The sequence below is a fragment of the Aquibaculum arenosum genome (genome assembly GCF_029222965.1).
Classification (GTDB): Bacteria; Pseudomonadota; Alphaproteobacteria; order Kiloniellales; family DSM-21159; genus Aquibaculum; species Aquibaculum arenosum.
Window position 1 is genome coordinate 231,870 of record NZ_JARHUD010000005.1, and the last position, 20,210, is coordinate 252,079.

19 protein-coding genes are annotated in these 20,210 nt (G+C 63.8%); 8 read left to right on the forward strand and 11 right to left on the reverse strand.

All coding sequences use genetic code 11. The features are described 5' to 3' along the window. The first annotated feature begins 10 nt into the window (after window positions 1–10). From P2G67_RS10005 to P2G67_RS10015, 3 genes are all read left to right on the forward strand, one after another. Window positions 11–889: a septal ring lytic transglycosylase RlpA family protein gene (locus P2G67_RS10005; RefSeq protein WP_275822592.1), complete on the forward strand. Its 879-nt coding sequence runs from the start codon at window positions 11–13 to the stop codon at window positions 887–889. Between the two features lie 109 nt (window positions 890–998). Then, window positions 999–2,132 carry a D-alanyl-D-alanine carboxypeptidase family protein gene (locus tag P2G67_RS10010; protein ID WP_275822594.1) on the forward strand — a complete coding sequence of 378 codons (1,134 nt, stop codon included), beginning with the start codon at window positions 999–1,001 and terminating at the stop codon, window positions 2,130–2,132. 269 nt (window positions 2,133–2,401) lie between these two features. Further along, a complete protein-coding gene (locus P2G67_RS10015; RefSeq protein ID WP_275822596.1) occupies window positions 2,402–3,370 on the forward strand; it encodes an L-threonylcarbamoyladenylate synthase in 969 nt (322 codons plus the stop codon). Between the two features lie 30 nt (window positions 3,371–3,400). Here the strand turns inward: P2G67_RS10015 and P2G67_RS10020 are convergent, their stop codons facing one another. The 9 genes from P2G67_RS10020 to fabD all read right to left on the reverse strand — a co-directional run bounded on the left by P2G67_RS10020 (window position 3,401) and on the right by fabD (window position 14,782). Beyond that, window positions 3,401–7,075: a vitamin B12-dependent ribonucleotide reductase gene (locus P2G67_RS10020; protein ID WP_275822598.1), complete on the reverse strand. Its 3,675-nt coding sequence runs from the start codon at window positions 7,073–7,075 to the stop codon at window positions 3,401–3,403. Between the two features lie 192 nt (window positions 7,076–7,267). Further along, on the reverse strand, window positions 7,268–8,134 hold the full coding sequence (locus P2G67_RS10025) for a DMT family transporter (RefSeq protein ID WP_275822600.1): 867 nt from the start codon (window positions 8,132–8,134) through the stop codon (window positions 7,268–7,270). A gap of 117 nt (window positions 8,135–8,251) precedes the next feature. After that, on the reverse strand, window positions 8,252–9,241 hold the full coding sequence (locus P2G67_RS10030; protein ID WP_275822602.1) for a TAXI family TRAP transporter solute-binding subunit: 990 nt from the start codon (window positions 9,239–9,241) through the stop codon (window positions 8,252–8,254). Window positions 9,242–9,391: 150 nt separating this feature from the next. Continuing rightward, window positions 9,392–10,195 carry an N-acetylmuramoyl-L-alanine amidase family protein gene (locus P2G67_RS10035; RefSeq protein ID WP_275822604.1) on the reverse strand — a complete coding sequence of 268 codons (804 nt, stop codon included), beginning with the start codon at window positions 10,193–10,195 and terminating at the stop codon, window positions 9,392–9,394. Between the two features lie 97 nt (window positions 10,196–10,292). Continuing rightward, window positions 10,293–11,276 (reverse strand): endolytic transglycosylase MltG, encoded by a 984-nt coding sequence (mltG, locus tag P2G67_RS10040; RefSeq protein WP_275822606.1) that lies wholly within the window; start codon window positions 11,274–11,276, stop codon window positions 10,293–10,295. 18 nt (window positions 11,277–11,294) lie between these two features. Then, entirely contained in the window at window positions 11,295–12,560 is a 1,266-nt protein-coding gene (fabF, locus tag P2G67_RS10045) for a beta-ketoacyl-ACP synthase II (RefSeq protein WP_275822609.1), read from the reverse strand. Window positions 12,561–12,636: 76 nt separating this feature from the next. Beyond that, window positions 12,637–12,870 carry an acyl carrier protein gene (locus tag P2G67_RS10050; RefSeq protein WP_275822781.1) on the reverse strand — a complete coding sequence of 78 codons (234 nt, stop codon included), beginning with the start codon at window positions 12,868–12,870 and terminating at the stop codon, window positions 12,637–12,639. A gap of 181 nt (window positions 12,871–13,051) precedes the next feature. Then, the gene (gene fabG, locus P2G67_RS10055) at window positions 13,052–13,789 is read right to left on the reverse strand and encodes a 3-oxoacyl-[acyl-carrier-protein] reductase (protein WP_275822611.1); all 738 of its coding nucleotides are present in this window, start codon (window positions 13,787–13,789) and stop codon (window positions 13,052–13,054) included. A 36-nt stretch (window positions 13,790–13,825) separates the two neighbouring features. Further along, window positions 13,826–14,782, reverse strand: a complete 957-nt coding sequence (gene fabD / locus P2G67_RS10060) for an ACP S-malonyltransferase (protein ID WP_275822612.1) — start codon at window positions 14,780–14,782, stop codon at window positions 13,826–13,828. A gap of 232 nt (window positions 14,783–15,014) precedes the next feature. Between fabD and P2G67_RS10065 the strand changes: the two genes are divergently transcribed. The 5 genes from P2G67_RS10065 to P2G67_RS10085 all read left to right on the forward strand — a co-directional run bounded on the left by P2G67_RS10065 (window position 15,015) and on the right by P2G67_RS10085 (window position 19,334). Continuing rightward, on the forward strand, window positions 15,015–16,202 hold the full coding sequence (locus P2G67_RS10065) for a TauD/TfdA family dioxygenase (protein WP_275822614.1): 1,188 nt from the start codon (window positions 15,015–15,017) through the stop codon (window positions 16,200–16,202). 223 nt (window positions 16,203–16,425) lie between these two features. Beyond that, a complete protein-coding gene (gene rpsF / locus P2G67_RS10070; protein ID WP_275822616.1) occupies window positions 16,426–16,827 on the forward strand; it encodes a 30S ribosomal protein S6 in 402 nt (133 codons plus the stop codon). Window positions 16,828–16,830: 3 nt separating this feature from the next. Next, window positions 16,831–17,088: a 30S ribosomal protein S18 gene (gene rpsR, locus P2G67_RS10075; protein WP_275822619.1), complete on the forward strand. Its 258-nt coding sequence runs from the start codon at window positions 16,831–16,833 to the stop codon at window positions 17,086–17,088. 20 nt (window positions 17,089–17,108) lie between these two features. After that, complete coding sequence (gene rplI, locus P2G67_RS10080; protein ID WP_275822621.1) at window positions 17,109–17,717, forward strand: 50S ribosomal protein L9; 609 nt, start codon at window positions 17,109–17,111, stop codon at window positions 17,715–17,717. Window positions 17,718–18,098: 381 nt separating this feature from the next. After that, entirely contained in the window at window positions 18,099–19,334 is a 1,236-nt protein-coding gene (locus P2G67_RS10085; protein ID WP_275822623.1) for an SAM-dependent methyltransferase, read from the forward strand. Window positions 19,335–19,364: 30 nt separating this feature from the next. Here the strand turns inward: P2G67_RS10085 and P2G67_RS10090 are convergent, their stop codons facing one another. After that, window positions 19,365–19,775 (reverse strand): RidA family protein, encoded by a 411-nt coding sequence (locus tag P2G67_RS10090; protein WP_275822625.1) that lies wholly within the window; start codon window positions 19,773–19,775, stop codon window positions 19,365–19,367. Beyond that, a complete protein-coding gene (locus tag P2G67_RS10095) occupies window positions 19,765–20,166 on the reverse strand; it encodes an acyl-CoA thioesterase (RefSeq protein ID WP_275822626.1) in 402 nt (133 codons plus the stop codon). Before P2G67_RS10095 ends, P2G67_RS10090 begins: the two co-directional genes overlap by 11 nt. Between the last annotated feature and the right edge of the window lie 44 nt (window positions 20,167–20,210).

Here is a 20,210-nt window from a genome sequence, read left to right on the forward strand (position 1 = left end):
GGGCACCGCATTGGCCGCTTTGGCAACCATGGCCCTGGCGCTGGCTGGCTGCGGTTCGACACAGACCGCATCGACACCGGGTGCCTCCAAAGGAGGCAGCCCGGCGCAGGTCGGCAGCTACAAGGTGGGTCGCCCCTACCGCATCAACGGCGTCTGGTATCATCCGGCCGAGGATCCGGCCTACGACCAGACCGGCGTTGCCTCCTGGTATGGGCCGGGCTTTCACGGCCGACGCACCGCCAATGGCGAGCGCTACAATCAGAATGACCTGACCGCTGCACACCCCACCCTTCCAATGCCGAGCATGGTCCAGGTGACCAACCTCGACAACGGCCGCTCCATCAAGTTGCGGATCAACGACCGCGGCCCCTTCTCCAACAGCCGCATCATCGACGTTTCCCACCGCGCCGCACAGCTGCTGGGATTCGAGCGGCAGGGCACAGCAAAAGTCCGAGTGAGAGTGGTTCCGGAGGAAAGCCAGCAACTGGCCGCATTGGCCCGCGGCGAAGCGGTGCCGCCGCTGCAGGAAAGCAAGCCGCCGCCGGCAGCCCCAGCCGAACCGCAACCGGTGCAAGTCGCCGAGCAGTCACAGCCGGATCCGGCACCTGCCCAGACCGTGGAGATGCCCGACGGGCTGATTCATTTCGAGGAGACGGAGCCAAGCAACCTTTTCATTCAGGCTGGCGCCTTTACCGACTACTCGAACGCCACCCAGCTTGCGGCACGGCTTGAGCCGCTCGGCTATGTGCAGATCGAACCCGCCGCCGTATCGGGCCAGAGTTTCTATCGCGTGCGCATCGGCCCCGTGGAGAGTGTCGACGAAGCCGATGGTTTGCTGGCGCGGCTGATCTCAGACGGCTATACCGAGTCCCGTGTCATTGTGCAGTGATGAAGCCACAGATTCCGCCCATTTGCACGATAGAGGGCCTCGCACTGGCGGGTGGCTGACCGCCGTGAGCAGGCATCGACCCAGCGATGAATCGGGAGTTGTTCCGACCATGAATGTGATCCTCCGTCGGCTCGGCATGGCATTGCTGATCCTGTTCCTTGCCGGCCCGGCCTACGCCCAGATCGACACAGCAGCCCGAGAGGCCTACCTGGTCGATGCGACAACCGGGACCGTCTTGTTGGACAAGGACGGCGAACGGGCAATGCCACCGGCCTCGATGAGCAAGATCATGACGGTCTATGCTGTGCTCGATCGCATCCGCCAGGGCCGTCTGTCGTTGGAGTACACCCTGCCGGTCAGTGAGCGGGCCTGGCGCATGGGCGGCTCCAAAATGTTCGTTGAGATTGGTGACGATATCCGCGTCGAAGACTTGCTGCGCGGCGTCATCGTCCAGTCCGGCAATGATGCCTGTGTGGTGCTGGCGGAGGGCCTGTCCGGAAGTGAAGAGGCTTTCGCCAACGAACTCAACCGCCTGGCTGACGACATCGGCCTGCGCGACAGCGCCTTTCGCAATGCAACGGGCTGGCCAGCGGAGGGCCATGTGATGTCGGCACGCGATCTGGCGCATCTCGCCCATCGCCTGATCACCGACTTCCCCGATCACTATCACTATTATTCTGAGCTCGAGTTCACCTGGAACGACATTCGCCAGTCCAACCGCAATCCCCTGCTCTACCGCAACGTCGGCGCCGATGGGCTCAAGACCGGCCACACTGAGGAGGCCGGTTACGGGCTGACAGCCTCGGCGGTGCAGAACGACCGCCGGCTGATCCTGGTGGTCACGGGGCTGGAAAGCCAGCGCCAGCGCGCCGAAGAAGCCGAGCGGCTGATGCGCTGGGGCTTTCGAGAATTCGAGAACTTCGAACTGTTCGAAGCCGGGGCAATGATCGAGGAGGCCGATGTTTGGCTGGGTGCATCCTCTACCGTGCCGCTGGTGGCGCAGAACGATGTGCTGGTCACCATGCGTCATGCAGCCCGCGAGGAGATGACGGCAAAGGTCGTCTACGACGGCCCGATAGCGGCGCCGCTGCAGGCCGGGCAGCAGATCGCGACGCTGCGCATCGAGGGGCCGGGCATCGCCGGGCACGAGGTGCCCCTCGTCGCCGGGGTGGACGTCCCACCCGCCGGCTACTTCCAGCGGATCTATCAGAAGGCGCGCTACCTGCTGTTGGAACGGCAGTAGGCCCCCGCAACCCGCCTGTTCGATTCGAATTGACCTGCGCGTTATGGCGAGTCACGATGCGCCTCACGTGGCCGGTTCTCCGGTGACGCTTTCGCCGCCGCAATGCCCGTGCGGCGACGCGCCCCGAGCTCTCATTCCCGGGATGGGATCAAGCGGGAGCATCGAGACGGCAATCGACGAAGCCCTCCTTTTAGCGGGAGGGCTTCGTTGCTATGTCTGCTCAGCTAATCTCCCCCTGCGGCATCCCTGACGTAAGCCAAGCAGCATTCATGATCAACGAGATCGCAACTGAGTTCCTGCCTGCCGGCCAGGCAGCCATCGCGCGCGCCGCCGAACTGCTGCGCCAGGGCGCCCTCGTCGCCTTCCCAACCGAGACTGTCTATGGGCTGGGAGCCGATGCGACGGACGACAAGGCCGTAGCGCGCATCTTCGAGGCCAAGGGACGTCCTCGCTTCAATCCGCTGATCTGCCACTACCCCGACGCTGCGAGCGCGAAAGAATATGTGCATTTTGACGCGCGGGCGGAGCGCCTGGCCGAACGTTTCTGGCCCGGTGCGCTGACCCTGGTGCTGCCGCGACGCGACGGCTGCTCGGTATCGCTGCTCTGCTCGGCAGGCCTGGACAGCCTTGCGGTGCGGGTTCCGGCGCCGCCGCTGGCGTGCGCAATTCTGGAAGCTGTGGGGCGGCCGGTGGCAGCTCCCAGCGCCAATCGCTCCGGTCGGGTTAGCCCCACGTCCGCCGCGCATGTGGCAGAAGAACTCAAGGGTCGCATCGAGTTGATCGTCGATGGCGGCCCCTGCCCCGTCGGGGTGGAGTCCACTGTCGTGTCCCTGCTCGGAGACACTCCCCTGCTGCTGCGCCCCGGTGGCATTGCCGCGGAAGCGATTGCCGAAGCCCTGGGCGAGCCACTGCGGTTACCTGAGGCCGAAGCCCCCCTGGCCTCCCCCGGCATGCTGGCAAGCCACTATGCGCCGGAGCGGCCCCTACGACTGTCTGCGCAGTCCGTTGAGACGGATGAGGCCCTGCTGTCCTTCGGCCCCCAACCGCTCCCTGGCGCGGCCCTGGAGATCAACCTGAGCGAAAGCGGTGACCTCCAGGAGGCGGCGGCCCGCCTCTTCGCCAGCCTGCGCGCGCTCGATCGGGCAAACGTGCGTGCCATCGCCGTGATGCCGATCCCGGATCACGGCCTAGGCCAGGCGATCAATGACCGCCTGCGCCGCGCCGCCGCGCCCCGCTGAGCCTCAGGGAGGGGACTTGGGCCCCTCCCTTTAGCTGCAGCCGCTGGTGCTGCCGCAGGTGTCGCACTTCATGCAGGTGCCGTTGCGCACCAGCGTGAAGTTGCCGCACTCGCCGCAGGGGTCACCCTCGTAGCCCTTCATGCGGGCCAGGCGGGATTGCTGGACGCGGGTCTCGATGTCACGGGTCACGCTCTGCGCCACGACGGTCTGGCTTTCGCCGCTGGCAAAGGCCGTTACCCGGCTCTCAGCCTGAGGCTCCTCGACCGCAGCGGTGGCTGCGCCGCCGGCGAGCACGGTCAGGCGGTTGCGCACGAAGCCGCGCGAGGTCACCCGCTCCACCGTCTTGCGCACTGCATCGGCAGCCTGTCCTGCCATAGCGGTTTGGTCAACCTGTGACTGGCCCTCGCCCTTGCCCGTAGTATCCGGAGCCAGATCGTCCGGCGACACATGGGCGAGATCGGTCCGGCCGAGGTAGGAAATCGCCAGTTCGCGGAACATGTAGTCGATGACCGAAGTGGCCATCTTGATGGTGTCGTTGCCTTCCACCAAGCCCGAGGGCTCGAAGCGGGTGAAGGTGAAGGCCTCCACATACTCCTCCAGCGGCACGCCGTACTGCAGACCGATGGAAATGGCGATGGCGAAGTTGTTCATCAGACTGCGGAAGGCCGCGCCTTCCTTGTGCATGTCGACGAAAATCTCGCCGAGCCGGCCATCCTCATACTCGCCGGTGCGCAGATAGACCTTGTGCCCGCCGACCACCGCCTTCTGGGTATAGCCCTTGCGGCGCTGCGGCAGGCGCTCGCGTTGAACCACCCGCTCGACGACACGCTCGACCACGCGTTCCGCCACCATTGCCGCCTTCGCGTTTTGGGGCGCCTCCGCGATCTGCTCGACCAAGCTCTCCGCCTCGTCGGACTCCACATCATCCTCGAGCAGCGAGGCCGACAAGGGCTGCGAGAGCTTGGAGCCATCGCGGTAGAGGGCATTGGCTTTCAGCCCCAGCTTCCAGGACAGCAGGTAGGCATCCTTGCAGTCATCCACCGACGCGCTGTTCGGCATGTTGATGGTCTTGGAAATCGCGCCTGAGATGAAGGGCTGCGCCGCCGCCATCATGCGGATGTGGCTCTCCACCGACAGGAAGCGCTTGCCGATGCGTCCGCAGGGATTGGCGCAGTCGAAGACCGGCAGGTGCTCGTCCTTGAGATGTGGCGCGCCTTCCAGAGTCATGGCGCCGCAGACGTAGGTGTTGGCCGCCTCGATCTCCGCTTTGTCGAAACCCAAGGCCGCAAGCATGTCGAAGCTGAGATCATTCAACTGCGCTTCGGTGAAGCCCAGGGTATCGCGGCAGAAGGCGTCACCCAGCGTCCACTTGTTGAAGACGAACTTAATATCGAAGGCGCTCGCCAGCGATTGCTCGAGGGTCTGCAGAACTTCGTCGGTAAAGCCCAGTGCACGCAGTCGCTCGGAATTGATGGCCGGCGCACCGGCCAGGGTGCCGTGACCGACCGCATAGTGCACGATGTCCTGCACTTCGGCATCGCTGTAGCCCAACTCCGACAGCGCAGCCGGAACGGTGCGGTTGATGATCTTGAAGTAGCCGCCGCCGGCCAGCTTCTTGAACTTGACCAGCGCGAAGTCCGGCTCGATGCCCGTGGTGTCGCAATCCATGACCAGGCCGATGGTCCCCGTCGGCGCGATCACTGAGACCTGAGCGTTGCGGAAGCCATTGGCTTCACCGAGCTTCAGTGCCGCGTCCCAGCTTGCCTTGGCTGCCTCAGCCACATCGGCGTCCGGGCAGCGGGCGTGATCGAGCGCCACAGGCTGGACTGAGAGGCCTTCATAGCCGCGGTTCTCGCCAAGAGCGGCACGGCGGTGATTTCGGATGACCCGCAGCATGGCATCGCGATTGACATCATAGCTCGGGAAGGGCCCGAGCGCCGCGGCCATTTCGGCCGAGGTCGCATAGGCCGTGCCGGTCATGAGAGCCGTCAAGGCGCCACTGAGCGCGCGGGCCTCGACGCTGTCATAGGGCAGCCCCATGGACATGAGCAGGCCGCCGAGGTTGGCATAGCCCAGTCCGAGGGTGCGGAAATCGTAGGAGAGCTGCGCGATCTTCGGCGAGGGGTACTGCGCCATCATGACCGAGATCTCGAGCACGATGGTCCAAAGCCGCACGGCGTGGCGGAAGGCCTCCACATCGAAGGTGCCACCCTCCGGCCGGAAGGTCATGAGGTTGAGTGAGGCCAGATTACAGGCCGTGTCATCGAGGAACATATACTCCGAACAGGGGTTCGACGCATTGATGCGCCCCGAGGCCGGGCAGGTGTGCCACTCGTTGATCGTGGTGTCGTACTGCACGCCCGGATCCGCCGATGACCAGGCCGCATGGCCAATCTTCTCCCAGAGGTCCCTGGCCTTGAGCGTGCGCACCACCGTGCCGTCGGTGCGGGCAGTCAGGTGCCAGTCGCCGTCGCGCAGAACCGCATCGATGAAGTCGCGCGAAATGCGCACCGAGTTGTTGGAGTTCTGGCCGCTGACGGTCAGGTAGGCTTCGGAGTCCCAGTCGGTGTCGTAGATCTTGAACTCGATCCCCTTGTAGCCCTGCCCGGCGAGCTGGATTACCCGCTGCACGTAATTCTCGGGGATCATCGCTTTGCGCGCCGCCTTGATGGCGGCCTTGAGCGCAGGGTTCTGCTTGGGATCGAGGCGCTCTTCCCCCTCGGCCGCGTGGCAGGCTTCCATGACGGCGTTAAGGTGCAGGTTGCAGAGCTTGGAGCCGGAGACCAGCGCGGCCACCTTCTGCTCTTCGCGCACCTTCCAGTCGATGTAGTCCTCGATGTCCGGGTGATCGAGATCGACGGTCACCATCTTGGCGGCGCGGCGAGTCGTGCCCCCCGACTTGATCGCACCGGCTGCCCGGTCGCCGATCTTCAGGAAGGACATGAGGCCGGAGGACTTGCCGCCACCGGACAGCGGCTCCTTTTCGCCGCGAATGCGCGAGAAGTTGGTGCCGGTGCCCGAGCCGTACTTGAAGAGGCGGGCCTCGCGGACCCAGAGGTCCATGATGCCGTTGTCGTTCACCAGGTCGTCATCGACGGACTGGATGAAGCAAGCATGCGGCTGCGGATGCTCGTAGGCCGACTCGGAGCGCTTCAGCTCACCTGTCTGGTGATCGACGTAATGGTGACCCTGGCTGGGGCCATCGATGCCATAGGCCCAGTGCAGGCCGGTGTTGAACCACTGCGGGGAGTTGGGGGCCGCCATCTGAGTTGCGAGCATGAAACGCACTTCGTCAAAGAAGACCTGTGCGTCGTTCTCCGAGTCGAAGTAACCACCCTTCCAGCCCCAGTAAGTCCAGGTCCCGGCGAGGCGATCGAAAACCTGCTTGGCACTGGTCTCGCCGACATTGCGCCGCTCGGCCGGCAGGGTGGCCAGGGCCGTCTCGTCAGCCACGGAGCGCCACAGGAAAGAGGGAACGCTCGTCTCCTCAACACGCTTGAGCGCACCGGGGAGGCCGCGCTTGCGGAAATACTTCTGCGCAAGGATATCGCAGGCGACCTGGCTCCAATCGGCCGGCACCTCGATGTGGTCCGCCGCAAACACCGTCGAACCGTCCGGGTTGCGAATCTCGCTGCTTGTGGTGCGGAAGGGAATGTCCTCGTAGACATCCCGCCCTTCGTCGGTGAACAGCCGCGAAATCCTCATAACCAAGCCCCCTGCAAGCTAAGAAACAGTCGCCACTCACGGGCTCCGCAGCAGCACCAGCGTGCGCTCCCGAGCGTATCCGCCTACATATTGTGACGAAGCTTTAGTGAACCACACAATGCGGTGTGGGTCACCCAGATTTGGGACCCGAAGCGAAATTTAGCGCCTTGACGCATGCCCCGACAGAGTCGCTCACAGCGCCCGCTGCTTGCGGCCGGCAAGATAGATCGCCAGGACGACCAGAAACACGCCGGTCGCCTGCAATGCGGTCAGACGCTCGCCCAGCAAAAGCATGGCCAAAAGGATCGCCATGACCGGTTCGAGGTTGAGAAACATCGCCGTTTCCGCTGGCCCACCCGCCTTGACCGCGAGGAAGCTCAAGCCGATTCCGGCCAGATAGAGCAGCGCGGCCACGGTCAGCATGCTGAGGCCGAAGGTCGTGTCGCTGATCACCGGCCCCTCGGTCACGAGCAGCAAGCTCATGAAGAGCAGGCCCATGAGGTTGCCGTTGAACAGCACGGTCAGCGGGTCGTGCCTGCGGGTCAGATGCCGCACCAGGAAGAGCAGTGTGGCCATGGAGCAGGCTGCCATCAGCGCCAGTGCCACGCCTCGCGGGTCCAGCGCGCCCAGGTCCGGCCCAAGCGCCCCGGCCAGGCCGACAAATGCCAAGAGGAAGGCGAGCCACTGGGCCCCCGTTAGGCGCACCCCGTCGATAAACGGCGTCGCTGCCGCCACGAGCAGGGGAAAGGTGTACAGCAGCAGGGCCGCGAGCCCCACGGGTATGTAGGCGATCGACAGCAGGTAGCCGATCGTGAGCCCGCTAAGGGCCAGCCCCGCCGCTATAAAAGCCGGAACGTCGCTGCGGGTGGGCCAAAGAGGCCGCCCGAGCAGCCGCAGCGCCACACCGAAAACCAGGATGGCGACGATGAAGCGCACTGCCAGCAGCGTCTTGGGCGTGGTGCCGGCGTCATAGGCGAGTCGGGCAAAGGGTGTGGTCCCCCCGAGCGCCGCGGCCGCTGCCAGAGCTAACAACCGCCCCGTTGTCGCCGTATCGCGCATGGCACCCTCTCCCCCAAAACAGCAGCATCCCGGCGCAAGCGCCGGGATGCCTCAAGGCTCACTCTGATCGACGGAGGTTCACGACTCGCAACGCAAGCGCCCCGCCGGAGCAATCATTCACTTCATCGAGTCGGGAACGGCGATGCCTTCCTCTTCGTAATAGCGCAGTGCCCCCGGGTGCAGCTGGACGGCCATCTGGTCGAGCAGTTCCGGTCCAACGCCAGCCCACCAGGGATTTTCTTCCGCCAGTGCTTCCCGCTGTTCCCAGAAGGCCTTCACGATGGTGTAGGCCGTCTCCTCGTCCATCTCCGTGGTGCCATAAGCACCGACCGGCAGTCCGACGGTGTGAACGTCTTCCTCCTGTCCGGAGTAGGTACCGGCGGCAATCACCACCGGGCCGGTTGCCGGATCTTCCTCGGCAAGGATGGCGCGCTGCTCATCGGTGAAGCTGAGCACGCGCACCGGCACCGTGGTTGCCAGCTCCACCAGGCCTGGCACGGGATGCGACGAACAGGTGGCATAGCCGGCGACACGCTTGTTACGCATGGCGTTCGGCGCGTTGTTCAGTTCCACATCGACGATCTCGACCTCGTCGAGAATGCCCAGTGCCTCGAAGATCGCGCGTGTGCGCCCTTCGCAGAAAGTGCCCGTCCCACCGGCGATGAAGGATTCGCCCGCAAGATCCGTTGCATCCTGGATGTCGCTTTCCGCATCGACCACAAGATGCACCGTGACGAAGGGCATCACGAAGAGGGTGCGAATCGGATCATACATGGCGCCCTCATCGCCTTCGAATGGGCCGGCGGAATCGCGGGCCGATGCGATCAGGCTGGGCGGTGTGGTGAAGAGGAAGGCGCCAGGCCGGCGACCGGCTTCCTTAACGTTCTGCACCGAGCCTTGGCTTTCCTCCACCGTCGGCTGGATGGCGCCGTCACTGACCTCGCGCAGCAACTCCGCCAATTGCACCATCATCACGTAGTAGGATGAGGTGGAGGCTGCGGATTTGAGCGTCAGCCGGGTCTGCGCCTCGGCTGTGTTGGCTGCACCCACCAGTGCCGCACCAACGCCCAGCGCCAACGCGGCGCTCGCAAAAAGAGTCTTCTTCATGGGCTGTCCCCTTCTCTGCCGGCCCGTGCGTTCGAGCCGTCGTTGCATTGCGGGACACTATAGCCCACCGCTGCCCGATGGAACCACTGGGGTGAGCGCCTGTGATGGAAAAGACCGATGCGGGCGCCGGGCATAACCCAGGGCGCAAGCTCAGCTCGGACCGCTGCGCTCGCGCCAGAAGGTGCGGGAAACGAGCTCGATCTCTCGGGCCAGAGCCGCCGCGACTCTTCGCCGGGCGCTGGGGTCGGCCAGCAGCCGCTCGTCATCCGGGTTGGTCAGGAAGCCGGTTTCCACCAGGACGGAGGGCACTTCACCTGATCGCAGCACAGCAAAGTTTGCGGAGCGCCGGGGGTTGTCCAGCAGATGCCAGTCCCCTGCCACGCCTTCCACGATCTTTCTTTGCGCCCGGTGACTGTCTTCGCGTGCGATGCGCAGCGCCAGATCGAGCAGAATGGCGGCGGTGCTTGCATCCGTGTCGCTGAAGTCCATGCCGTAGAGGTCGTCCACAGCATTCTCCTGCTCTGCCACCGCCTTGGCCAGGGAATCGGAGGCCTCTTCGGACAGGGTGTAGGCCGAGAGGCCGCGGGCGCGCGTATTAGGTGCAGCGTCGGCGTGAATGGAGACGAAAAGGTCGGCGTGATGGCGTTGGGCAATCTCGACGCGCTCAGCCAGCGACATGGAGGTGTCACGCTCCCGGGTGAGGATTACGGCATGGGGTGTGCCCGCCAAGTGGTCGCGGATGGCATGGCATACAGCCAGAGTGACATCCTTTTCGCGGGTGCCACTGCGTCCGATCGCGCCGGGATCACGCCCGCCATGGCCCGCATCGAGGACGATGATTCCGCCACCGGGCTTGCGTGGCACCAAGGGTGGCAGATCAGCCATGGCCCGGCCGGTCAGGCTGCCAAGCAGCAGCCCGGAGACCATTCCTCCCAACAGGTCTCTACGGCGCACGAACGGCTCCTCCACGACTCGATGTGATACAGGCCCATAAGCGATAACAAATCGCGACTCGGCGTCAAGCAGGCGACGCGTTACTCACCGGCGACCGTCAGTCGCCTTCCCCGTCACGGATGCGCCGCCAGTTGGCCACGTTGCGGTTATGCTCGTCGAGGGTGCGGGCAAAGGCATGGCCGCCGCTGCCATCCGCAACGAAGTAGAAATAGTCGCTGTCCAGCGGATCGAGCACGGCGGCGATCGCCGCGCGGCCCGGGTTCGCGATGGGACCGGGCGGCAGGCCGTCGATCTGATAGGTGTTGTAGGGATCCTCCACCTGCCAGTCGGCGCGGGTCAAGGCACGCCCCAGGGGCTCCTCACCCTTGGTCAGCGCATAGATGACCGTAGGGTCCGACTGCAGGCGCATGCCGCGGTTCAAGCGATTGACGAAGACACTCGCAACGAGCGGGCGCTCGTCGGCAATGCCCGTCTCCTTCTCCACAATCGACGCCAGAGTGACCGCTTCTTCCGGGCTCGCCACCGGCAGCCCCTCCACCCGCACTTCCCAGAGCCGTTCCAGGGTCTCGCTCATTGCGCTCTGCATCCGGCGCAACAGCTGCGCCCGATCGTCGCCCCAGGAGTAGTGATAGGTTTCAGGCAGGAGCGCGCCTTCGGGAGGCACCTCCTCGATCTCCCCCGCCAAGCCTTCCGTCGCGTCCAGCAGTGCCACGATCTCGGTAGAGGTCAGGCCTTCCGGCACAGTGAAGCGGCGAATGACCGTCTTGCCGCTTTCCAGCAACTCGAGCACGCCCCGCAGGGAGATGCCCGGTTCGAAGGCGTATTCGCCCGCACGCAGCCTCCGGTTCTTGCCGGTGGCCACGGCAGCAGCATGAAAGACGCGTGGATCGGAGATGACGCCAGCATCGGCCAGCCGCTCGGCAACAGCGCCGGTGCTGCTGCCGCGCGGAATGACGACCTGGCGCGGCTCATCCAGGGGACCGGCGCCCTCATAGAAGCTCTGAGCCACCAGCAAGGCGATGCCAGCGGCCAGTGCAAGACCGACGAGGAGACTAAGGCCGACGCGAAGAACGCGTCTCATGGCGCCTCCGTCTCCGCCTCAGTCCAGGGCCGAGAGAATAAGGCTGGCATTGGTTCCGCCAAAACCAAAGGAATTGGAAAGGGCACAACGCACCTTCTTTTCCTTGGCCTCGTGCGGCACCAGGTCAACGCCCTCGGCAACCGGGTCCGGTTCGTTCAGGTTTAGGGTCGGCGGCACAACACCGTCGCGGATCGCCAAGACGCAGAAGATGGCTTCCACGGCGCCGGCTGCGCCCAGAAGGTGACCGATGGCCGACTTGGTCGAGGACATGGCGAGGTCCTTCACCTCGTCCCCGAACAGACGTTTCACAGCGCCCAACTCAATGGCATCGCCGAGAGGGGTCGAAGTGCCATGGGCGTTGATGTAATCGATGTCGCCGGGCTGCAGACCGGCGCGCTTCAAGGCCGCCTGCATGGCCCGATAGCCACCATTGCCGTCTTCCGGCGGAGCGGTGACGTGATGGGCGTCCCCTGACATGCCGTAGCCCGTGACTTCGGCGTAGATCGGGGCGCCACGTTGGAGCGCGTGCTCATACTCCTCGAGCACCACGACCCCTGCACCCTCCCCCATGACGAAGCCGTCGCGGCCCTTGTCCCAGGGGCGGGAGGCGGATTGAGGATCGTCGTTGTAGCTGGTGCTGAGCGCCCGGCTGGCGCAGAAGCCGGCCAGTCCGATCCGCGACACCGCAGCCTCGGCCCCGCCGGCAATCATCACATCCGCGTCGTCGAGCATGATCATGCGGGCTGCATCACCGATGGCGTGAGCACCAGTGGAACAGGCCGTCACCACCGCATGATTCGGCCCCTTGAAGCCATATCGGATCGATACCTGTCCCGAGACGAGATTGATCAAGACAGCCGGGATGAAGAAGGGGGACAGCTTCCGCGGTCCACGAGTGGCCACCGTGATCGCACCGTCGTAGATCGTCTCGAGCCCACCGATGCCCGAGCCGATCATCACGCCGGTGCGCTCAAGCGACTCAGTATCCTTGGGCTGCCAACCCGCATCCTCGATCGCCTGCTGGGCTGCGGCCATGCCATAGAGGATGAAGCGGTCATTCTTCCGCTGATCCTTGGCTTCCATCCAGTCCGTGGGGTTGAAGCCCCCGTCGGCCAGATCGCCCAACGGCGGCTGGCCGCCAATCTTGGAGGGAAGGTCTGATATGTCAAAGTTCTGGATAGGACGAATACCGGATCGCCCCGCCAGCAACTGCTGCCAAACATGATCCACGCCGGTACCCAGCGGCGTGACCAACCCCAGACCGGTGACGACTACGCGTCTCATCTTCACTCTTCGGGAAACGGTGCCCTGATGCCGGCGGCCGCGACTTCGCTGTGCGACGTCGCCACCGCCTAGCGGATCAGGCGTTCTCTTGGATGAAGGCGATCGCGTCCTTGACGGTCACGATCTTCTCAGCCGCATCGTCGGGAATCTCGCAGCCGAACTCTTCCTCGAAAGCCATGACGAGCTCGACTGTGTCGAGGCTGTCGGCACCGAGATCGTCAATGAAGCTTGCGTCTTCCGTGACTTTCGCTTCCTCGACGCCGAGGTGCTCCACCACGATCTTCTTCACGCGCTCCGCCACATCGCTCATCGTCATTCATTCCTCAAGCTGAATACTTATTATCTGTCGTTCTCGGGAAACCGCTGCCCCTCATTTGGGTCGGAGCCCGTCCGAACGGACCATGACCTTCTCGGTCACTCACAGGCGCGGGCTGCTTATCACAGTGGAAAAGCCTTTTCCAATGTAAAGACACCCGCAGGAAACCAGTCGGTCAGATCATCGCCATCCCGCCGTTAACATGCAAGGTCTGCCCGGTCACATACGCAGCTTCCTCACTGGCAAGATAGACACAGGCAGTGCCGATGTCTTCTGGTCGGCCCAGGCGCTGTGCCGGGATGGAGGTCAGTAGTTTTTCGCGCTGTGCTTCAGGCAACACATCGGTCATCGCCGTTTCGATGAAGCCGGGGGCGATACAGTTCACGGTGATCCCGCGCGCTGCAACCTCGCCAGCAAGCGATTTCGAGTAGCCGATCATACCGGCCTTGGAAGCAGCATAGTTCGTCTGGCCTGGATTGCCCGTCACACCCACAATCGAGGTGATGCCGATGATCCGCCCCCAACGGCGCTTCATCATGCCGCGCAGGACGGCGCGAGACAGGCGGAAAGAGGCCGTCAGGTTGATGTCCAGAACCTGCTGCCAGTCCTCGTCCTTCATCCGCATCGCCAGCTGGTCACGAGTCAGGCCCGCGTTGTTAACCAAGATGTCGAGGCCGCCCATGGCCTCTTCGGCTTGCCCCGGGAGGGCGGCAGTGGCTTCGGCGTCGGCCAGGCTGCAGGGAACCACGAAGGCCCGCTCCCCCAACTCGCCAGCCAGTGCCTCCAGGGGCTCCACGCGCGTGCCGGAGAGCGCTACCTGCGCCCCGGCAGTGTGCAGGGCACGCGCGATGGCGCCACCGATTCCGCCGGACGCGCCGGTGACCAAGGCCGATTTACCGGAAAGATCGAACATTGCTCTTCTCCCTGGGCGTCCCGCAGCCTTTCGGCTTCACAGGGACTGCAAGAAACTCTCGATATCGGCGGGTTCATTGAGGGCCGTGCCCTTTAGGTCCCGATCGATGCGCCGGGTCAAGCCGGAGAGGACCTTGCCCGCTCCCAGTTCGACCAACTGCTCGACACCTTGCGCCTTCATGGCCTCCACGCTTTCACGCCAGCGCACCATCGCCGTTACCTGCTCCACCAGCAGGCGACGGATGCGTTCCGGCTCCTGCACCGCTGCTGCAGTGACGTTGGCGATGAGGGGAATCGAGGGCGGCGCCAGAGTGGTCTCGGCCAGGGCTTCGGCCATCGCATCGGCTGCCGGCGCCATGAGCAAACAATGGAAAGGGGCAGAGACCGGAAGCATCACGGCCCGCTTCGCGCCGCGCTCCCCGGCGAGCGTGACCGCACGCTCAACCGCCGTACGGTGCCCGCTGACGACGACCTGGCCCGGCGCATTGTCATTGGCAGCAGCACAGACCTCGCTTTGGCCTTCCAGACCCAGGCTTGCCGCCTGCGCCACCTCTTTGGCCGCATCGAGGTCGAGGCCCAGGAGCGCGGCCATGGCGCCCTCGCCCACCGGCACGGCGGTCTGCATTGCCTGACCGCGGCGCTTGAGGAGCCGGGCGGAATCCGCCAGGGCGAGACTGCCGGCCGCTGCCAATGCAGAGTATTCTCCAAGCGAGTGGCCGGCCACGCACTGCGCCTTTTCGGCAAGCGTAAAATTGCCTTCGCTTTCCAGGGTGCGCGCGACGGCGAGACTGGTGGCCATAAGGGCCGGCTGCGCGTTCTCAGTGAGCGTCAGTTCGCTTTCGGGACCTTCGAACATGAGCTTGGACAAATGCTGACCCAGCGCATCATCCACTTCCTCGAAGACCAGACGAGCGGCCGGAAAGGCCTCTGCCAAGCCTCGGCCCATACCAACCGCCTGACTGCCTTGTCCTGGGAAGACGAATGCGCGCTGCATCGACGAAAGGTCTCCTGCTCAGCTGTCCTGTAGATGATTGTCGAAAGCGCTGTCCCGACGTGGGCGGCACAGTTACCGCAGCACTTCCGGGTGTCAAGCAAAGCAAGGCGCCGCGGCAAGCCGTTCGCACTCCCTCTCACTTGCCGCACCCTACGGCTGCCTTGCGTTCCAGCTTGGGACAGGAAACTCTGCGTAAAGGTTCCCTTCGGAGCTGAATGGAGGAGGAAAGGCGATGACGGCCAGGCCATTGGTTGATATGGGAGAACTCGCCCCTTACGCCGGTCCGGATCGGATCGCCGCCCTTCACCCAGAGGAACGCGCCCTGCGCGTGATCTGGGACGATGGTCGTGAGAGTCGGTTTCATTGGACCTGGCTGCGCGACCACTGTGCCTGCCCCGAGTGCCGGCATCCTCAAACCCGCGAGCGGCTGTTCGAACTGCGTGACCTGCCCCTGCCCATCGGCCCGGCAAGCGCTGAGTTGGAGGAGAACGGGACCCTGTGCCTGAACTGGCCGGCCAGAGACTCCGCTTCGGCCCATCAATCTCGATTTGATCCTGGCTGGCTGCGGTGGCGCGCCTACGATTCGGCAAGCCGCAGCGAACGCGTCCGCCCGCGGCAACCCTGGTCGGTTAAAACCTTGGGACAGGTGCCGGAATACAGTTACGAGCGCTTCAAGGAGGCTGCAGAGATACAACGCGCCTGGATCGAAAGCTTGCAGCAATACGGTGCGGTTTTGCTGCGCGGGGCGCCGGCACAGGCAGGAGAACTGGAACGTTTCGCAAGCGCCGTGGCGCCAATTCATGAGACCCATTTCGGGCGGATTTTCGATGTCCAGACGAAACCCGATCCCAACAATGCAGCCTACACCTCACTAGCGCTTGAGCCGCACGTCGACTTGCCAAACCATCCTCACCCGCCGGATATCCAACTGCTTTTCTGCATCGCCAACGAAGCAGACGGTGGAGACTCCACACTGGTGGACGGCCTCCAGGTGGCCGAAAGCCTGCGCAAGGATCACCCCGAGAGCTTCCATGTCCTCACCACGCAGGCCATCGACTTTCGCTTTCAGGACGCGAAAGTCGACATCTGTCACCGCGTGCCGCTCATCGAACTGGACAGCCAGGGGGCTGTGACGGGCCTGCGCTTCAATAACTGGATCCGCGACAGTCTCGATCTGCCCGAGGACGAGGTTGAGCGCTACTATTCGGCCTACCAGCAGCTGTGGCGCGCCTTGTGCCACCCTGATAATCAGTTGGGCCTGCGGCTGGCTGCGGGGGACATCCTGGCCTTCGATAATCGGCGTGTCCTGCATGGGCGCACCGCGTTCACCGCAAACGGCCGACGCCACTTGCAGGGCTGTTACCTGCCCAGATCGATGGTCGAAAGCCGGCTGCGCCTGCTGGAACGTCAAGGCTCTTGATACGCTCAGCGGGCGCAATCATCAGCGCCTGCAGAAGACCTTGCGCCTTCGACCGTCGGCGCTATAGTCCGCGCTTCACTGCCCCGGGCCTCCGCTCGCGGCAGCGAAACTCCTTGCCGGCTCCCGCTCGTGCCGTGTTTGCGGATGATGGGGTCGGCTGGGGCCGATCGGCCTCCGGCGTCTGCTGGGGCTCCGGCCCATTACGAGCCATAAGGAGCAAAAGATGGCCTATTACGAGAGCGTGTTCATCGCACGCCAGGACATTTCTGCGTCCCAGGTCGAGCAGCTCGGCGACGAACTCGCCCAGGTCCTTCAGGATCAGGGTGGCGCCATCGCCAAGCGCGAGTACTGGGGCCTGAAAAACCTCGCCTATCGCATGAAGAAGAACCGCAAGGGGCACTACGTCCTCTTCAGCGTTGAAGCCCCGGCACCGGCGATCGCCGAGTTCGAGCGCGTGATGCGCTACAACGAAGATGTACTGCGCTATCTGACGGTCCGGGTTCCGGAACTGGACCCCGAGCCGTCCGCCATGATGCAGAGCAAGCACGGCCGCGATGATCGCGGTGGCCGTGGCGGCCGCGGTGACGGTCCGCGCCGCGATCGTGGTCCGCGCAGGGAGGGTTAAAGCATGAGTGTCGAAATCGTCAGCAAGGGTGGTACGCCGCGTCGGCCGTTCTTCCGTCGCCGCAAGTCCTGCCCCTTCTCCGGCCCGAACGCGCCGAAGATCGACTACAAGGACGTGAAGCTGCTTGGCCGCTTCGTTTCCGAGCGCGGCAAGATCGTGCCGAGTCGGATTACGGCGGTATCCGCCAAGAAGCAGCGTGAGTTGGCCCGCGCCATCAAGCGCGCGCGCTACCTCGGTCTCTTGCCCTACGTCATCAAGTAATCCACGGGAAGGATCGAACCATGGAAGTGATCCTGCTCGAGCGGATCGAAAACCTCGGCCAGATGGGCGATGTGGTGCGGGTCAAGCCCGGCTTCGCGCGCAACTATCTGCTGCCGCAGCACAAGGCCCTGCGCTCCAACAAGGAAAATCTCGCGATTTTCGAACAGCGTCGGGCACAGCTTGAGGCCGAGAACCTCAAGCGTCGTCAGGAAGCCGAAGCGGTTGCCAAGAAGATCGACGGCATGAGCGTCGTCATCATCCGCCAGGCTGGCGACTCGGGTCAGCTCTATGGCTCCGTCGCCTCTCGCGACATCGCCGAGGCGGTGACCGCAGCCGGCACGAGCGTCAACCGCAATCAGGTTGTGCTCGATCGTCCGATCAAAATGCTGGGTCTGCATGACCTCCGCTTGCGTCTGCATCCGGAAGTCTCCGTACCCATCAGCATCAACGTCGCGCGCTCGGAGGCTGAAGCCGAGATGCAGGCCGAAAGCGGCCGTTACATCAGCGCCGACGAAATGATCGATGCCGAGGAAGCAGCCGAGGCGGAAGCCCTGGCTGCCGCCGAAGCGGCTGAGGCAGCCGAGGCGGAAGCTGAGGCTGGTGGCGAATCCGACGAGGAAACGGCCTGACGGCTGCATTTGCTGAGCCAAGACTGGCGCGTTGCCTTCACATGAAGTGAACGTGCACAGGACTGGTCGAAAGAAAAAGGGCGGTGCCGAAAGGTGCCGCCCTTTTTGCTGTCATTTTTACTACGCGAGTTGCCGGAACCTGAGCAGGCGCAACCGGTTGTGGTCCCGGGGGTTGAACTGTCCCGCAGGATGGGGAAAGATTCTTCCCGACTTGCTGGGGAGCGTTCGTGGTCGGCCTGGATTTATCGGGGCAGGGAAACGCGACTTCAGCGCAGTATGGCGGTGCCTGCTTCGCCACTGGCGGGGATCGCTTTATGAAGCTGGACCACTTTTCCGAAAGCGATCCTGAGCCAACCCCTCAAGCAGTATCGGAGCCATACGATGCTACTTTCAAGCCTCCTCCAGCGGATGATCAAGCAGGGCACCCTCACTTTGGTGCATGCAGATGGCCGCCAGGAAAGCTTTGGTGATGGCGGCGAGCCCTCAGCCACCATCAGGCTTCAGAAGAAGGGTCTGGAGCGCTACCTCGCCTTCAATCCGGCACTGCGCGTACCGGAAGCCTATATGGACGGGACGGTTACCCTGGAGGAGGGCTCGAACCTCCGCACCCTGTTGGACATCATCGCCCGCAACTGGGCGAGCCTGGAGTCCCAGCCCTTCTACCAGTGGGGCAATCGCCTGCTTCGTCAGGGGCGCCGCCTGAAGCAGTTCAATCCGATCGGCAAGGCCCAGCAGAACGTCGCCCACCACTACGACCTCTCGGGTGTGCTCTACGACCATTTCCTCGACAGTGACAGGCAGTACTCCTGCGCCTACTTCACCCATCCGGACAATTCCCTGGAGCAAGCGCAGTACGACAAAAAGCAGCATCTGGCCGCGAAGCTCTATCTCACTCAGCCCGGTCTCAAGACGCTCGATATCGGCTCAGGCTGGGGTGGTCTCGGACTGTTTCTCGCCAATGAGCTGGACTGCGATGTCACTGGCGTCACGCTCTCGGTAGAACAGCACAAAATGAGCCAGGAGCGCGCGGAAAAGCAGGGCGTACAGAACCACTGCCGCTTCAAGCTTGAAGACTACCGCAACGAAACCGGGCCCTACGACCGCATCGTGTCCGTCGGTATGTTCGAGCATGTCGGTAAGCAGAACTATGATGAGTTCTTCTCAAAAGTGAGAGACCTCCTGGCCGACGACGGCGTGTGCGTCTTGCACTCCATCGGCCGTATGGACGAGCCCTCGCCGATCAATCCCTTCATCCGCAAGTACATCTTCCCGGGCGCCGATGTGCCCACGCTCTCCGAGGCAATGGCCTCCATTGAGCGCAGTGGCCTCTTCACCACCGACGTCGAAGTGCTGCGCCTGCACTACGCGGAGACCCTGCGTCATTGGTACGAGCGCTTCCAGGAGACCCGCGCGCAAGTGGCGGAACTCTATGACGAGCGCTTCTGCCGCATGTGGGAGATGTATCTGGCCGGTTGCGAAATGGGTTTCCGTCACCAGGGCTTGGTGGTCTTCCAGATCCAGCTCACCAAGCGCCTGGAAACCCTGCCGCTCACGCGCGACTACATCTTCGAATGGGAGCGGGAGCGCGGCCGCGGTCAGGCCAAGGCCGCGGAATAGCACGCCGATCTGCGTACAGCTTTATCCGGTCTACGGCACGACGGCGGTTGCCTCGATCTCGATCAAGGCGTCGGGCTCCGCCAGCCGGACCACCTGCACCAGTGTCATGGCCGGAAAGTGGCGGCCCAGGATTTCGCGATAGAGGGCCCCCAGATCGCGCTGATGGGCTTCGTAGGCCGCGATGTCAGTCACGTACCAGGTGAGGCGCACCAGATGCTCCGGCGTCGCTTGCGCCTCGGCAAGCACGGCGACCACATTCTCCATTGCCAGCCGGGCCTGCCCCAGGAAATCCGGCGCAAGTTCCTGCTGTCTGTTCCACCCAATCTGGCCGCCCACGAACACCAGGCGGCCTTGTGCTTCGATCCCGTTAGCATAGCCGCGCGGCTGCGGCCAGTCGGCGGGATGCAGAACGTTATGCGGGGTGGCGGCATCAGCCGACATGGCAAAGACTCCGATAGTGATCAATGACCTCGCGGATGTCCGCAGGCAGGGAAATCGCGCGGTGGCTTTCCAGGGAGGTGCAGACCAGGACAATCCGGGCCGCAAAGCGCGGATCATTGTCCGCTCCCTGGGTCAGGATAAAGAGTGTGACCGAACTGCTGCCGACTGCCTCTACTTGAAGCGTCATCTCAAGCGTTTCACCCAACACACTGGGTTTACGGAAATCACATTGCAGATGAACCGTCGGGAGGCCCAAGCGCCGTTGCATGATGATGCTGGCATAGTCCAGGGCCAGGCCCTCGGTGAACCAATCCTCGACCAAGGAGTTGCAGAGGTCGAGATAGCGGGGATAGTAGACGATACCCGCAGGATCGCAGTGGCTGAAACGCACACGTCGGTGCCTCCGGAAAGCAGCGGCTGGCACCGGCGGGATCT

Excerpts from the sequence above, each read along its gene's own strand:
- P2G67_RS10015 (WP_275822596.1), top strand. The coding sequence starts at position 2,402 with ATGATCAACGAGATCGCAACTGAGTTCCTGCCTGCCGGCCAGGCAGCC.
- P2G67_RS10010 (WP_275822594.1), top strand. The coding sequence starts at position 999 with ATGAATGTGATCCTCCGTCGGCTCGGCATGGCATTGCTGATCCTGTTC.
- P2G67_RS10085 (WP_275822623.1), top strand. The coding sequence starts at position 18,099 with ATGCTACTTTCAAGCCTCCTCCAGCGGATGATCAAGCAGGGCACCCTC.
- fabG (WP_275822611.1), bottom strand. The coding sequence starts at position 13,789 with ATGTTCGATCTTTCCGGTAAATCGGCCTTGGTCACCGGCGCGTCCGGC.
- fabD (WP_275822612.1), bottom strand. The coding sequence starts at position 14,782 with ATGCAGCGCGCATTCGTCTTCCCAGGACAAGGCAGTCAGGCGGTTGGT.
- P2G67_RS10030 (WP_275822602.1), bottom strand. The coding sequence starts at position 9,241 with ATGAAGAAGACTCTTTTTGCGAGCGCCGCGTTGGCGCTGGGCGTTGGT.
- P2G67_RS10090 (WP_275822625.1), bottom strand. The coding sequence starts at position 19,775 with ATGTCGGCTGATGCCGCCACCCCGCATAACGTTCTGCATCCCGCCGAC.
- rpsR (WP_275822619.1), top strand. The coding sequence starts at position 16,831 with ATGAGTGTCGAAATCGTCAGCAAGGGTGGTACGCCGCGTCGGCCGTTC.
- rpsF (WP_275822616.1), top strand. The coding sequence starts at position 16,426 with ATGGCCTATTACGAGAGCGTGTTCATCGCACGCCAGGACATTTCTGCG.
- P2G67_RS10020 (WP_275822598.1), bottom strand. The coding sequence starts at position 7,075 with ATGAGGATTTCGCGGCTGTTCACCGACGAAGGGCGGGATGTCTACGAG.
- rplI (WP_275822621.1), top strand. The coding sequence starts at position 17,109 with ATGGAAGTGATCCTGCTCGAGCGGATCGAAAACCTCGGCCAGATGGGC.
- mltG (WP_275822606.1), bottom strand. The coding sequence starts at position 11,276 with ATGAGACGCGTTCTTCGCGTCGGCCTTAGTCTCCTCGTCGGTCTTGCA.
- P2G67_RS10050 (WP_275822781.1), bottom strand. The coding sequence starts at position 12,870 with ATGAGCGATGTGGCGGAGCGCGTGAAGAAGATCGTGGTGGAGCACCTC.
- P2G67_RS10025 (WP_275822600.1), bottom strand. The coding sequence starts at position 8,134 with ATGCGCGATACGGCGACAACGGGGCGGTTGTTAGCTCTGGCAGCGGCC.
- P2G67_RS10065 (WP_275822614.1), top strand. The coding sequence starts at position 15,015 with ATGACGGCCAGGCCATTGGTTGATATGGGAGAACTCGCCCCTTACGCC.
- fabF (WP_275822609.1), bottom strand. The coding sequence starts at position 12,560 with ATGAGACGCGTAGTCGTCACCGGTCTGGGGTTGGTCACGCCGCTGGGT.